This window comes from Azospirillum sp. VT-I1 (assembly GCF_055698305.1).
Genome location: NZ_CP168804.1, coordinates 220227 through 233659 on the forward strand (window position 1 = coordinate 220227; position 13433 = coordinate 233659).

The following is a 13433-nucleotide window of genomic DNA, read 5'->3' on the forward strand; positions in this document are numbered from 1 at the left end:
ACCATTGGGCGGGCGAGGGAACGCGCCGGCACGGCCGGTGTTCCTGTCGGGCATTCTCCCTTCCGGAAAGCCCGACGATCATGGCCGAGGACACCGCCCGCCGGCTGCAGGCACGCCCCATCGCGGTGCCCAAGGCAGCGCCACCCGCCTCGACCCAGACGATCCTGCTGATCATCACACTGATCGTGGTGACGCTGTATCTGGCGGCGGACATCCTGATCCCCATTGCGCTGGCGGTGCTGCTGGGCTTCGTGCTGACGCCCATCGTCAGCCGTCTGGAGCGCTGGCATCTGGGCCGGGTGCCGTCGGTGCTGGCGGTGGTGGTCCTGCTGTTCATGGCCATCATCGGCTTCGGCGCGGTGGTGGGCAGCCAGCTGGGCGATCTGGCGGAGAATCTGCCGACCTACCAGCGCAACATCCACACCAAGATCCAGACCCTGCGCGCCGCCACCTCCTCCGCCGGGGACCGTGGCGCGCTGAAGCAGGCGACCGATGCCTTCCGCGACCTGCAGCAGGAGTTGGAAAAGGCGACCGGCGGCGAACAGCCGGCACCACCCGCCGCCGGTACCGCTCCGGCGGCATCGCCGTCAGGCACGGCCGCCGATCCGCCGCGCCGGGAGCCGGTGCCGGTCCGCCTCGACCAGTCCGACGCGGGCATCTTCGACCTCGTGCAACGGGTGCTCGGCCCGGCGATGACGCCGGTCGCCACGGCCGGCATGGTGCTGGTCTTCACCATCTTCATGCTGTTGCAGCGCGAGGATCTGCGCGACCGCCTGATCCGGCTGGTCGGGTCCGGCGACCTCAGCCGGACGACGGAGGCGATGAACGACGCGGGCGAGCGGGTCAGCCGTTACCTGCTGATGCAGGTGGTGGTCAATGTCACCTACGGCATTCCGATCGGCATCGGCCTGTGGCTGCTTGGCGTGCCGAACCCGTTGCTGTGGGGGCTGCTGGCGACGGTGCTGCGCTTCATCCCCTTCCTGGGGCCGGTGATCGCCTCGGCCTTTCCCATCCTGCTGTCCTTCGCGGTCGATACCGGATGGACCCTGCCGTTGCTGTGCATCGCGCTGTTCGTGGCGGTGGAGCTTTTCTCCAACAATGTGGTGGAACCCTGGCTCTACGGCACGGCGACCGGCCTGTCCTCCCTCGCCATCATCGTGGCGGCGGTGGTGTGGACGACCCTGTGGGGGCCCGTCGGCCTGCTGCTGGCGACGCCGCTGACCGTCTGCCTCGTGGTGCTGGGCCGCCATGTGCCGCAGCTGCATTTCCTGGAGGTGATGCTGGGCGACCGCCCCGTCCTGCCCGACGAGGCGAAGGTGTATCAGCGCCTGCTAGCCCGCGATCCCGTGGAGGCGACCGAGATCGCGGAGGAACGGCTGGGCAAGGCCACCCCCGTGGAGATGGCGGACGGCCTGCTGCTGCCCGCCCTGTCGCTGGCCGAACAGGACCGCCAGCGCGGCACGCTGAACCCGGAGGGCCGTCAGGCGGTTGCCGACGGGATGGCGAGCCTGCTGGACGAGCTGTCGGAAACCGGGACCCTGCCGGACGAGTCGCCGCGGGTGCTCTGCGTCGGTGCCCGCAACAACCTGGACGAGGCGGCGGCCGGGCTGCTCGCCTATCTGCTGGCCGGCCGCGGCATCCGCGCCGATGTGATCCCGTGCGAGAAGGTGTCCGCCCGCGCCATCGCCAGCCTCGGCACGGCGGGGGTGGATGCGGTGGTCCTGTCCTCCCTCAACCCCTCGGCGCTCGGCCATTCGCGCCGGCTGCTGCGCCGGCTGCGCCTGCATTTCGGCCCCCGCGTGCCGATCCTGCTCTGCCTGTGGAGCGCCCATCCCGAAGCCGAGGTGCCGGAGCGCGCCACCGCCGAGACCGACGCCAATCTGGTCGCCACCGGCATGGCCGGCGCCCTGGCGCAGTTGGAGGAGTTGGGGATCGGCGCCCCAACGCCGGCAGTCGCCGAACCGCAGGTCGACGCGGATTGAGGGAGGCGACCCGCCGGCAGCTTATGCCGCCGCGGCCCACCTGTTCCGTCCGGCGCGCTTGGCGATGTACAGCGCGTCGTCCGCGGCCTGGATGCAGTCGTCGGCGGTCCGCCCCGCCCGGTAGGCGGCGACGCCCAGGCTCAGCGTCACGGCGATGCTGCGCCCCTGATGCGTGATGGGGTGGTGGGCGATCAGCCCGCGCAGCTTTTCCGCCACCGCCTCCGCCGGCACCTGATCGGTGTCGGGCAGCAGGATCAGGAACTCCTCGCCGCCCCAGCGGGCGCACAGGTCGTGTCCGCGCAGGTTCCGGCGCAGCAGCCCGGCGGTCTCCACCAGCACATGGTCGCCCGCGGCATGGCCGAAGGCGTCGTTGACCTCCTTGAAATGGTCGATGTCCAGCATGATGAGCGCGAAGCCGCCGCCGTTGCGGCCGATGCGGCACAGCTCGGCCTCCAGCCGATCGACCATATGGCGGCGGTTGGGCAACTCGGTCAGCGGATCGGTCTGCGAGGCCGCGTGCAGCGCCTGGGCCATCTGCCGCGTGTCGGTCTGCATGCGGTCACTGATCTTGGCGATCTTGGTCAGCTGCCGCATCAGCTTCATGTGTTCGTCCGCCAGGGCGCGGAACTCGCCCATCAGCGGATGGCCGGCATACTCCTCGTTCTCGGCGAGGCGGGCGAGCCAGTCCTGGAGCTTCTGTTCCTGCAGCATCATCCCCACCGTTCCCCGCCGCAGAGCCCAGCGCCTGGGCAGGCCCGTGACCTTCACTTCGCCGGGCTTCGCGACCCCGCTCATGACGCCGGCTCCGTCACCGCCGGGTCGGCCGGGACCGCGGCAGCGGGCTGCACCGGCGCCGACCGGGCGACCGGCAGGCGGACAGTGAAAGTGGAGCCTTCGCCGGGCCGGCTCGCCACCGTTATCCCGCCGCCGTGGGTGTCCACGATGCAGCGGGCGAGGTGGAGCCCCAACCCGGCGCCGGTGGTGCCGGCGGCGTTGGACGCACGGAAATACTTGTCGAACAGCCGCGCCGCGTCGGCGGCATTGACGCCGATTCCCTCGTCCGTGACCCGCACCGTCACCTGCCCCTCGGCGGATGAAAGGTCGAGGCGGATCGTCCCCCCGTCCGGCGAGTACTTCACAGCGTTTTCCAGCAGGTTGGAAAACACAACGGCCAAAAGGTCGCGGTCGCCGGGAATCGGCAGCGGACGGTCGGCGCCGTGCAGTTCGAACCGGTGGCCGGGCGCCGAGGCCCCCATCTCCGCCACCAGGCCGGACAGCATGGCGGCGAGGTCGAAGGCCGTCGGCCGGGCGGCGGCGGCCCCCAGCCGCTCGTCGGTCAGGCAGCGCTCGATCAGATGGAGCATCCGCTGCACCGCGTTGCGGATCTTTCCCACCCGCGGCATGGCCGAGACCGGCAGCTTTGGTTCCATTTCCAGCAACTGCGAGGCGCTGTCGATGATCGCCAGCGGCGTGCGGAACTCGTGGCTGACCATCAGCACGAACTGGCGCTGCTGGCGCGCCATGTCCTTGGTCTCGGTCTGCAGCCGGTCGCTGATCTTGGCGATCTTGCGGAACTGGCGCAGCAGCTTGCCGTGCCGTTCAGCCAGCTCCTGGAATTCCGCCAGCAGCGGATTGCCGGCATTGGCCGGATCCTCGGCCAGCCGCTCGATCCACTGACGAAGCTCCTGTTCCTGCGACCGCATCGTCATCTCGGGTGCTCGGTTCTATTCGACTGCTGCACGCGCCATCAATGGGCGAGGATCTCGAAGGGCAGGGAGACGTCCTCTGCGAATTCCTCCGCCATGTCGAGGGCGCGGTCGTTGTCGCTGTCGTAATGCCAGCGCACCGACACGGTCCGGCCCTTCTGATGGGCGACGTCCAGCATCTCCAGCACGTCGATCATGCATTTGATGCTGCTGGTGTTGAGATAGCTGAGCCCGATGTCCAGCACCACCGCCGGCGCCGGTTCCTTCAGATACTCCTCAAGCCAGCTGAACACCGGCGCATAGAAATCGAAAGAGTTCTCCGGGTAGGATTCCCCCTCGATGCGCAGCAGGCCGGCCGCCGGATCGAAATCGATCAGGGGCGAGCAGGAGGTTGCCTCGATCCGCAAACTGTCCATTATGCGTGTTCCGTGATTTCTTATAGCTGGACTTCAAGGCTGAAGAAGAAATAGCGCTCGTCCACCGCGCGCACCGAATATTCCAGCGGCCGGGTGGCCTTGCGCGCCATGTCGATCAGGCCCAGGCCGGCGCCGCTGGCGCCCGCTTCGCGCGGCTTGCGCGACTGTTCCTTGTAGGCGGCCTTCAGCCCCGCCTTGTCCAGGCCGCGCAGCTTCTCCAGCATCGCCGTCAGGCCGGGAACGTCGTCGGCCTCGACCAGATTGCCGGAGCTGACGACGTAATGTTCGTCCTCCTTGCCGATCACGACGATGCCGCTGTTGGCGGGGATCGGCCGGCCCAGCGCCTCGCGGGACGCGGTATAGTTGCGGACGTTCTGCGCCTGCTCCACATAGACGGAGAAGACGTCCATGATCGCCGATTTTTCGATCCGCTCATTTTCCAGATGGTTGCGGACCGCCTTGCCCAGCTCCTCGATGACGCTGTGGCTGAACGGGCCGCTGAAGCAGATCAGCAGCTTCTGCCGGGAGAGCAGCTCCTGCAGGTTGAAGAGTTCGTTGCCTTTCATCGTACCTTGACGACCTGCCTTACGGGTGGATGAGGTGGGAGGAGGGGCCGGCGCCCCCGGAAGCCGCCGCGGCCGATGCCGGCGACAGCGAGAAGCCGATCAGGGTGATGTCGTCGCGCTGTGCCCGGTCTCCCTGGTGGTCGGCCAGGGCCTGCGCGAAGGCGGCCTTGCGTTCTGCCATGGGAATGGCTTCGCATTCCAGCAACATTGCGTTGAAGCGCCGGTTGCCGAACCCGAAACCGCGGGCGCCGCCGGCCTGATCGAGGAATCCGTCGGTGGTCAGGTAGAAGCTGCGGCCCGGCGCCAGTTCCACCCTGTGGGTGGCGAAACGGTGGCCGGTGTCCGACCGGCGGTAGCCCAGGCTCTGGGCGTCGCCCTTCACCTCGCTCACCGCCGCGGTGCCTTCCCGGGCATCGACGATATGCAGACCGATCCGGCCGCCGGCGAACAGCAGGTCGCCCCGGTCAGGCCGCACCAGGCACAGCCCAATGTCCAGCCCGTTGTCGAAGCGCGGATTGTCCCGCCCGCGAGCCAGTGCCGCCCGCACCATACGGTTCAGCCGGCCCAGGATCGCCGCGGGATCGCTGTCGGGCGTGTCGGACAGCACATGGTCGAGGATGGCCGACACCGTCATCGTCATGAAGGCGCCCGGCACGCCATGGCCGGAGCAGTCGGCGACGCCGATCAGGAAACGGCCGTCCTCCAGTTCGCGGAAGATATGGAAATCGCCGCCCACAACGTCGCGCGGGCGCCACAGCACGCAGACGCCGTCCAGCCGCCGCGCCATCTCCCGTTCGTCGGGCAGGATGGCCGACTGCAGCAGGCTGGCATACTGGATGCTGTCCATCACCTGACGGTTCGCCACGGCCAGCTGTTCGTTGGACTGGCGCAGTTCCTCCGTCCGTTCGGCGACGCGCTGCTCCAGCCGCTCGGTGTAGTCGTGGACGGTCTCCGCCATGTGGTTGAAGGCGACGGTCAGCTGTCCGATCTCGTCGGCGCGGCGGTTGCGCAGCCGCACACGATAGTCGCCGGCGGCGATGGCCCCGGCCGACCGGGTCAGCCGGGCGAGCGGCGCCAGCACCAGCCGGTTCAGCAGGATGCTGATCATGCCGATGACGGCCAGCAGCGAGAAGAAGACGAGGCCGGCCATCGGGGCCAGCGCGGTCATGGTGGCGCTTTCCGCCTCTTCCAGCGAATAGGTCAGGCGCAGCAGGCCGACCATGGTGCGTTCGCCGTCGCTGCGGGAAACGGCGATCTGCCGTTCGACCGTCGCCAGCTCCGCCCGGCCGGCGGGGCGTTCCAGCGCCACCAGAGGCTCACCATGGCCGCCGCGGCCGCCCGTCGCCGCCCACACCTTAACGCTGCGCACCGCGGCATCTTCGGCCATCAGGCCGCGGATCATCCCCTCCACCGCGCGGGTGTCGAATTCCCACACCGCCTGCCCCATGGCCGAAGCCTGGAGCGTGCCGACCAGCATGGCGCGGTGGGTCAACGCGTCGCGCTGCTGGCGACCGACGAGGATGGACGACACGCCCATGGCGACCAGCCCGACCAGCAGGGTGCAGCCGACGATCATCAGGATGACGCGGGTCAGCAGCGACGTTCCGCCGGTGCGGACGGCATCCTCGTCCGTGCCGCGGGGGCCGGTGCCGCGAAGCGTATAGGATTCGGTGTCGTCCCATCCCGTGACGCTCATCCACATCCTCCTGACCCGGCCGACCGGGGCGCGTTCGTTCATGACGGTCTTCATGGCAGCCCCGGTCCGATCGACCGGGAGTGCGGTAATCCCACGCCCATCAGTAAATCCACCCCTGCTTGCACTGTGCCGACAGTCATCGGATCGGCCGGCGGGCATGATGCGTGTGGCGGACAAGCCTATCCTTAGCACGATCGTTGTAGTCAGTCGTGAAATAACATTCGGCATCGGCGTGCTTCATTGTCGAAAAGCCCGGGGAAATGGGAACGACCGGCAACCGTGGGCGACCAATGTCGTCCAATTGCGACGAAGTGTGACGGACGTGGCCCAGAACGGGCAAAGCCGTTGCCGGGAACGGGATTTTCGGTGGACGGCCGCGCAGTTGCCCATGTTACTTTCGCGCCCGCCGCTTCCGGGCGGGATGGTCGCGGCCCGTGCCGCAACGCTGGAGGACGAAGGATGGCGTTCGGTGTTCGTGCAGTCGGTGCCGCAGGACTCTTTGCCGCCATTCTCGCCGGCGCCCTTCCCATGGAGCCCTCGCCGGCCGCGGCCCGTCCGGTGACGGTGCTGGCGCCCGAACTGCCGCCGATGATGACCGGCGACGGAACCGGACGGGAAGCCTCCATCATCGCCGAGACGCTGGCGGCCTGCGGGCATGAGGCGCGGTTCAAGGTCGTGCCCTTCGGCCGCCACTGGAACGATTTCCGCGACGGCGCCCAGGTCGACGCCGTCACCACCGTGCCGGCGGGCATGGAAATGCCGGGCGCGCGCTCCGCCCCCTACATCCTCTATCAGAACGGCGCGTCGGTGCTGAAAAGCAGCGGCCTGACCGTGAAGTCGCTGGCCGATCTGGCGGGAAAGCGGGTCATCACCTTCGCCGGCGCGCCCGACGTCCTGCCCGGCCTGCGCGCCGCGATCCCGAGCTTCGGCGACTTCCGCGAGCGCGCCGACCAGATGGTGCATTCCAACCTGCTGTTCGCCGGCCGCGTCGACGCGGTTCTGGCCGACGGCCTGATCTTCGCCGAATACAACCGGCAGCTTCAGGACAAGGCGAAGGCCGGCGGCGGCCTGCCCTTCGATCCGGCCCAGCCGGTGCAGTTCACCGCCATCTTCCCGCCGACGCCCTACAGCATGGTGTTCCGCGACGAGTCGCTGCGCGGCGACTTCGACCGTTGCCTTGCCGAGCTGAAGGCGGCGGGCCGGATCGACGCCATCGACAAGGCCGTGGTAGCGCGCTACTCCGCCACCGTGGGCGACCAGTACCTGTCCGTCAGGTAAGGTGGCGGAACCGATCCTGCGCGGTCCCGGTTTGGACCGATCGCATTGATTGGGTTTGCGTAGCCCGATTGGGCGTTTAATATAACCTCATACGAATGTGAATGGGGGCATAGGCGTCGTGGCCCGGATCATTGTGGTCGAAGACGAAGCCGACCTTCGTGACGATCTTGTCGAATATCTCGACCGCTGCGGATTCGAGGTGCGGGGGGCGTCGCGCGGTGCGGAGCTGGACCGGCTGCTGGAAAGCGGTCCGGCCGACGTCATCGTGCTCGACATCAATCTGCCCGATGAGGACGGCTTCTCGGTCGCGCGGCGCATCCGCGCCTCGTCCCCTGCCGCCATCATCATGCTGACGGCGCGCTCCAGCCTGATCGACCGGGTCATCGGGCTGGAGCTGGGCGCCGACGTCTATCTGGTCAAGCCCGTCGATTTCCGCGAGGTGGAGGCGCAGGTCAAGGCGCTGATCCGCCGGATGCAGAAGGGCACCGCTCCGATTGCCGCAGCGGAGCCGGCGCCTGTCGCCGCCCCCGCCGCCGCGGCCGACGCGCGGAAGGCCTGGGTGTTCGACGACATCGAATGGCGCATCCAGCCGCCGACCGGCGCCGCCGTGCCGCTGACCGCGACCGAGTACAAGTTCCTCTCCCTGCTGGTCACCGCGCCGGGCGAGCCGGTGACCCGGCAGGACATCTCCGTGGCGCTGACCGGCCGCGACTGGGACCCCTACAGCCGCTCCATCGATTCGCTGGTCCGCCGCCTGCGCATCAAGGTGGAGGAGCGCAGCGGCTGCGCCCTGCCGGTCCAGGCGGTGCACGGCGTCGGCTATGCCTTCGTCGGCCCGGTGGTCAGCAGCGTGGTCGAGGACAGCGCGTCCTGATCTCTAAGCACTGATCTCCGGCCCCTGATATCCGGTCTCGGCACTCGACTCCCGGGCCTCCTTCGGCGATGGTAGCGCCCGCAAGGAAGGGACGAGAGACCATCATGACCGACGCCACCGCTGCCTCCCAGAACGACGCCTCCGGCACCGCCTCCAACGGCGACGGCAGCGGCCTGTATCTGGTCGACGGCTCCGGCTTCATCTTCCGCGCCTTCCATGCGCTGCCGATGCTGACGCGGCCGGACGGCACGCCGGTCAATGCGGTGCTGGGCTTCTCCAACATGCTGCTGAAGCTGCTGGCCGACGCCAAGGCGGAAGCGGTGGCGGTCGTCTTCGACAGCAAGCGCCTGAATTTCCGCAACGAATTCTATCCCGACTACAAGGCCCACCGCCCGGAACCGCCGGAGGAGCTGAAGCCCCAGTTCGCCCTGATCCGTGAGGCGACGGAGGCGTTCTGCCTGCCCTGTCTGGAGCTGGAGGGCTATGAGGCCGACGACCTGATCGCCACCTACGCCCGTCTGGCGCAGGAGGCCGGGCGTCAGGTGACCATCGTGTCGTCGGACAAGGACCTGATGCAGCTGGTCCGCCCGGGCGTCGGCATGTTCGACCCGATGAAGAACAAGACCATCGGCCCCGACGAGGTGTTCGAGAAGTTCGGCGTCCCGCCGGAGAAGGTGGTGGATGTCCAGGCGCTGGCCGGTGACAGCGTCGACAACGTTCCCGGCGTGCCCGGCATCGGCGTGAAGACCGCTGCCCAGCTGATCACCGAATATGGCGACCTGGAAGCCCTGCTGGCCAATGCCGAGAAGATCAAGCAGCCGGCCCGCCGCCAGAAGCTGATCGAGTTCGCCGAGCAGGCCCGCATCTCCCGCCGTCTGGTCCTGCTGGACGAGAATGTGCCGCCGCCCAAGCCCTTGGACGAGCTGCGTGTCCGCGAGCCCGACCACCAGCGCCTGATCGACTTCCTGCGTGCCCAGGGCTTCCGCAGCATCGTCTCCCGCGTTGAGATGGAGATGCAGAAGGACGGCCGCATCGCCGACGGGGCCGGGTCGTCCGCCGCCAGCCCCTTGGCCGCTCCCATTGCGAATGTCCCCGCCGCTGCGCAGTCCGAGGAGCCGGCGGAGCGCCCGGCCCGCAAGACGGTGCTGCATGTGCCGGAGGTGCGCTACGAGCTGGTGCAGGATGCCGACGCGCTGCGCCGCTGGGTCGAGCGTGCCCGCGAGACCGGCGTGCTGGCGGTGGATACCGAGACCGACAGCCTGACCCCGGCCACCGCCACGCTGGTCGGCGTGTCGCTGTCGACCGAGCCCGGCATCGCCTGCTACATCCCGCTGGCCCATGGCGCGTCCACCGCCGCCACCGGCCAGTTGGACTTCGACGCCCCGCCGCCGCCGGTGCAGATCCCGACGGCCGAGGCGATGGCGATCCTGAAGGACGTGCTGGAGGATCCGTCGGTCCTGAAGATCGGCCACAACTTCAAGTTCGACCATCAGCTGTTCGCCCGCAACGGCATCGCGGTATCGCCGGTGGACGACAGCATGCTGATCTCCTACGTGCTGGACGGCGGCGCCCACGGCCACGGCATGGACGAACTGGCGGAGATGCACCTGTCCTACACGCCGATCCCCTTCAAGGAGGTCTGCGGCACCGGCAAGAACCAGATCACCTTCGACCGCGTGCCGCTGGACAAGGCGCTGGCCTATGCCGCCGAGGATGCCGACATCACGCTGCGCCTGTGGACGCTGCTGAAGCCGCGGCTGGTCGACGACCGCATGGTCACCGTTTATGAGACGCTGGACCGCCCGCTGGTCCCGGTGGTGGCGGACATGGAGCGGGCCGGCGTGCGCATCGACAAGAAGGCGCTGTCCGACCTGTCGCAGAGCCTGTCCGTCCGCCTCGCCGAGATCGAGAAGGACGTCCACGCGCTGGCCGGCCAGAGCTTCAACATCGGCTCTCCCAAGCAGCTGGGCGAAATCCTGTTCGACACGCTGAAGCTCGGCACCGGCAAGAAGGGCAAGACCGGCGCCTATTCCACCGACAGCAGCGTGCTGGAGGAACTGTCGGAGCAGGGCCACACCATTGCCCAGCGCGTGCTCGACTGGCGCCAGCTCGCCAAGCTGAAGAGCACCTACACCGACGCGCTGCAGGAGAAGATCTCCCCCGTCACCGGCCGGGTCCACACCGCCTTCGCGCTGGCGGCGACCAACACCGGCCGCCTGTCCTCCACCGATCCCAACCTGCAGAACATCCCGGTGCGGACGGAGGAGGGCAAGAAGATCCGCCGCGCCTTCGTGGCATCCCCCGGCCACAAGCTGCTGAGCGTCGACTATTCGCAGATCGAGCTGCGTCTGGTGGCGGAGATGGCGAACATCCAGGCGCTGAAGGACGCCTTCCGCGACGGCCTGGACATTCACGCCGCCACCGCCGCCCAGGTGTTCGGCATCCCGCTCGATCAGATGACGCCGGACATCCGCCGCAAGGCCAAGGCGATCAACTTCGGCATCATCTACGGCATCTCCGGCTTCGGCCTGGGCCGCCAGCTGGGCATCGCGCCCGGCGAGGCCAACAGCTTCATCAAGACCTATCTGGAGCGCTTCCACGAGCTGAAGGTGTGGATGGAGTCGATCAAGAGCTTCGCCCGCCAGCACGGCTATGTGGTGACGCTGTTCGGCCGCCGCTGCTACATGCCCGGCATCCAGGACAAGAACGCCGCCCGTCGCGCCTTCGCCGAGCGCCAGGCCATCAACGCCCCCATCCAGGGCACCGCCGCCGACATCATGAAGCGCGCCATGAACCGCATGCCGGCAGCGCTGGCCGCGGCGGGGAGCAGCGCGCGGATGCTGCTGCAGGTGCATGACGAACTGCTGTTCGAGGTGCCGGAAGCGGAGGCCGAGGACGCGGCGCGCATCGTGCGCGGGGTGATGGAGGGCGCAGCCCATCTCGGCGTGCCGCTGGTGGCGGAGGCGGGGATCGGGGACAATTGGGAGGAGGCGCATTGAGGGGGGACGCGGCGCCTTCTTAAGCGCGCGCAATATATTGAGTCCGCATCGTTATGTGTGTTAGCCCGGACGGATCAATAATATCCCTTTGATATGGAGGGGTTAGCGTGCCGTCCGTTGCCCAGACTGTCGCCTTCGCGCCGGCTGAAACCCGCCGTGCCCTGGTCCATGCCGCATTGTCGCGGAGCCAGGGCGCGATCGCCAAGAAGATGGACGTGGATTCCATCGAGACTTCGATAGACCGTCTCAAGCGGTTGCTGTTTCCCTGGATGGTGCTGGATTTCCGCGCCGAGCCGACCAAGACCAAGGCGATTTGCATCTTCAAGATGTTCCTGGGCGACAGGGAAGACGGCAGCGCCGCCTACGCAAAGCTCGCCAGCGAAATGAAGACGGTCGAACAGAATTCGAAGCTGGCAAAGAGCATGAGCTGGTTCAAGCGGGTGAAGACGTCTAGCACCCGCACCGTCGACAGCAACATCTTCGACGACATGTTCCTGCTGCATCTGGAAAGCGATCCGAAGAACATACTGCGATACCAGATGAACCAGGAGCTGTTCGCGCAGATTGTCCGGACGCCGCCGACCCTCAGCCACAGCAAGGAGCTGCTGGCCGCCGTCCGCAAGATCCGCCAGACCTGCAAGGAGGCCGGGTTCTCTCTGAAAAATCTCGGTTTGGGCGACAGCTTCACCTGATCCGCGGCTCCCACCCCTTGCCGGTTCTCGATTGCCCTGCGCAGCCTCGAAACCGGATACCGCTTTCGGCGTAACTCCGCCGGGCTAAGAGGGGGCAGGGCAATGCAGTGGGATGGAAATGGCCGGAAGGATGGGGCTTCCTCCCGGCATGGGCGCTTGCTCCGGCTGACCTTGGCCGCGGTGCTCCTGCTGGGCTCCGCGGTCCCGTCCGCCCATGCGGCCGACCGCCTGCAGCGCCTCCTCGACCGCTTCCTTGAGGATGAGGAACTCGATGGCGGCGTCCTGCTGGTGTCCGGCCCTGATCTCCGGCGCGTCGTCGTCTCCGGCATCGCAGACCGGCGCGGGGAGCGGCCGGTGACGGAGGACACGCGCTTCTATGTCGCCTCCGTCGGCAAGATGGCGACCGCCGCCGCCGTGATGCAGCAGGTGGAGGAGGGGCTGCTCTCGCTCGACCGGCCGGTGCGGGAGCTGGCGCCGGACCTGCCGCTGGGCAAGGTCGCCAATGCCAACCGGGCCCGGCTGGTCCATCTGCTCGACCACAGCTCGGGCATTCCCGATTACATCACCGATGCCTATGAAGAGGACGAGGCGGCAAAGCCGGAACGGCTGCCGCGCAGCGGTGCGCTGCTTGCCTATGCGGCGGGGGAGGAGGCGACCGGGCCGGTCGGCGGGCATTACGAATATTCCAACAGCAACTATGTCCTGCTCGGCCACATCGCGGGGCTGCGCGACGGCGTTCCCTTCGCGCAGGTGCTGCGGAATCGGGTGATCGACCGGGCCGGGATGGGCTCCACCACCGTCGGTGCCGATCCGCGCGACCGCAGCCTTGCCCATGGCTATACCGAGGAGGGCGACGTCAGCCGCCGGTCCTGGGCGGCGACCACCGGCGACGGGCCGCTGGTCACCACCGCCGGCGATCTGGAACGCTTCGTCTTCGCCCTGTTCCGCGACAACCGCTTGCTGAAGCCCGAGACGGTCCGGCGGATGATGACCCCGTCGGAGAACGAGGAGGGGCAGGGGCTGGGCGTCGCGCTGTCGAAGGACCGCTGGGGGCGTAGCGTCGGCCATGACGGCCGCTATGACGGGTTCGAGGCCGTTGTCCGCTATTACCCCGGCCGCCGCACCGCGCTGATCTTCCTGACGAACGGAAACCAGCAGAGCGACGAGGCCCTGCTGGATGCCGTGGCGGAAGAGGTGTTCAGGCGGTAAGCAGTCAGTGGTAAC

The 13433-nt window shown here is 68.0% G+C and carries 11 protein-coding genes; 6 read left to right on the top strand and 5 right to left on the bottom strand.

The genetic code is table 11. From position 1 onward, the window contains the following. The first annotated feature begins 80 nt into the window (after positions 1 to 80). Entirely contained in the window at positions 81 to 1982 is a 1902-nt protein-coding gene (locus AB8P05_RS23375) for an AI-2E family transporter (protein WP_472761088.1), read from the top strand. 21 nt (positions 1983 to 2003) lie between these two features. Here the strand turns inward: AB8P05_RS23375 and AB8P05_RS23380 are convergent, their stop codons facing one another. Genes AB8P05_RS23380 through AB8P05_RS23400 form a run of 5 tightly spaced genes read right to left on the bottom strand, consistent with a single transcriptional unit; the run spans position 2004 to position 6366 of the window. After that, the gene (locus AB8P05_RS23380) at positions 2004 to 2777 is read right to left on the bottom strand and encodes a diguanylate cyclase (RefSeq protein WP_472761089.1); all 774 of its coding nucleotides are present in this window, start codon (positions 2775 to 2777) and stop codon (positions 2004 to 2006) included. Beyond that, positions 2774 to 3691 (bottom strand): sensor histidine kinase, encoded by a 918-nt coding sequence (locus AB8P05_RS23385; protein ID WP_472761090.1) that lies wholly within the window; start codon positions 3689 to 3691, stop codon positions 2774 to 2776. The genes AB8P05_RS23380 and AB8P05_RS23385 overlap by 4 nt, the downstream gene beginning before the upstream one ends. 38 nt (positions 3692 to 3729) lie before the next feature. Next, a complete protein-coding gene (gene siaC / locus AB8P05_RS23390) occupies positions 3730 to 4104 on the bottom strand; it encodes a biofilm regulation phosphoprotein SiaC (RefSeq protein WP_455175081.1) in 375 nt (124 codons plus the stop codon). A gap of 20 nt (positions 4105 to 4124) precedes the next feature. Then, complete coding sequence (locus AB8P05_RS23395) at positions 4125 to 4670, bottom strand: SiaB family protein kinase (RefSeq protein ID WP_472761091.1); 546 nt, start codon at positions 4668 to 4670, stop codon at positions 4125 to 4127. 19 nt (positions 4671 to 4689) lie between these two features. Continuing rightward, positions 4690 to 6366, bottom strand: coding sequence for a SpoIIE family protein phosphatase (locus AB8P05_RS23400; RefSeq protein ID WP_472761092.1), 1677 nt, complete (start codon positions 6364 to 6366; stop codon positions 4690 to 4692). Positions 6367 to 6894: 528 nt separating this feature from the next. Between AB8P05_RS23400 and AB8P05_RS23405 the strand changes: the two genes are divergently transcribed. From AB8P05_RS23405 to AB8P05_RS23425, 5 genes are all read left to right on the top strand, one after another. Continuing rightward, positions 6895 to 7644, top strand: coding sequence for a substrate-binding periplasmic protein (locus tag AB8P05_RS23405; RefSeq protein WP_472761093.1), 750 nt, complete (start codon positions 6895 to 6897; stop codon positions 7642 to 7644). 118 nt (positions 7645 to 7762) lie between these two features. Then, a complete protein-coding gene (locus AB8P05_RS23410) occupies positions 7763 to 8518 on the top strand; it encodes a response regulator transcription factor (RefSeq protein ID WP_472761094.1) in 756 nt (251 codons plus the stop codon). A 104-nt stretch (positions 8519 to 8622) separates the two neighbouring features. Continuing rightward, complete coding sequence (gene polA, locus AB8P05_RS23415; RefSeq protein ID WP_472761095.1) at positions 8623 to 11517, top strand: DNA polymerase I; 2895 nt, start codon at positions 8623 to 8625, stop codon at positions 11515 to 11517. Positions 11518 to 11624: 107 nt separating this feature from the next. Continuing rightward, positions 11625 to 12209 carry a hypothetical protein gene (locus AB8P05_RS23420; protein ID WP_472761096.1) on the top strand — a complete coding sequence of 195 codons (585 nt, stop codon included), beginning with the start codon at positions 11625 to 11627 and terminating at the stop codon, positions 12207 to 12209. A gap of 156 nt (positions 12210 to 12365) precedes the next feature. Continuing rightward, positions 12366 to 13418, top strand: coding sequence for a serine hydrolase domain-containing protein (locus AB8P05_RS23425; protein ID WP_472761097.1), 1053 nt, complete (start codon positions 12366 to 12368; stop codon positions 13416 to 13418). The last annotated feature ends 15 nt before the right edge of the window (positions 13419 to 13433 follow it).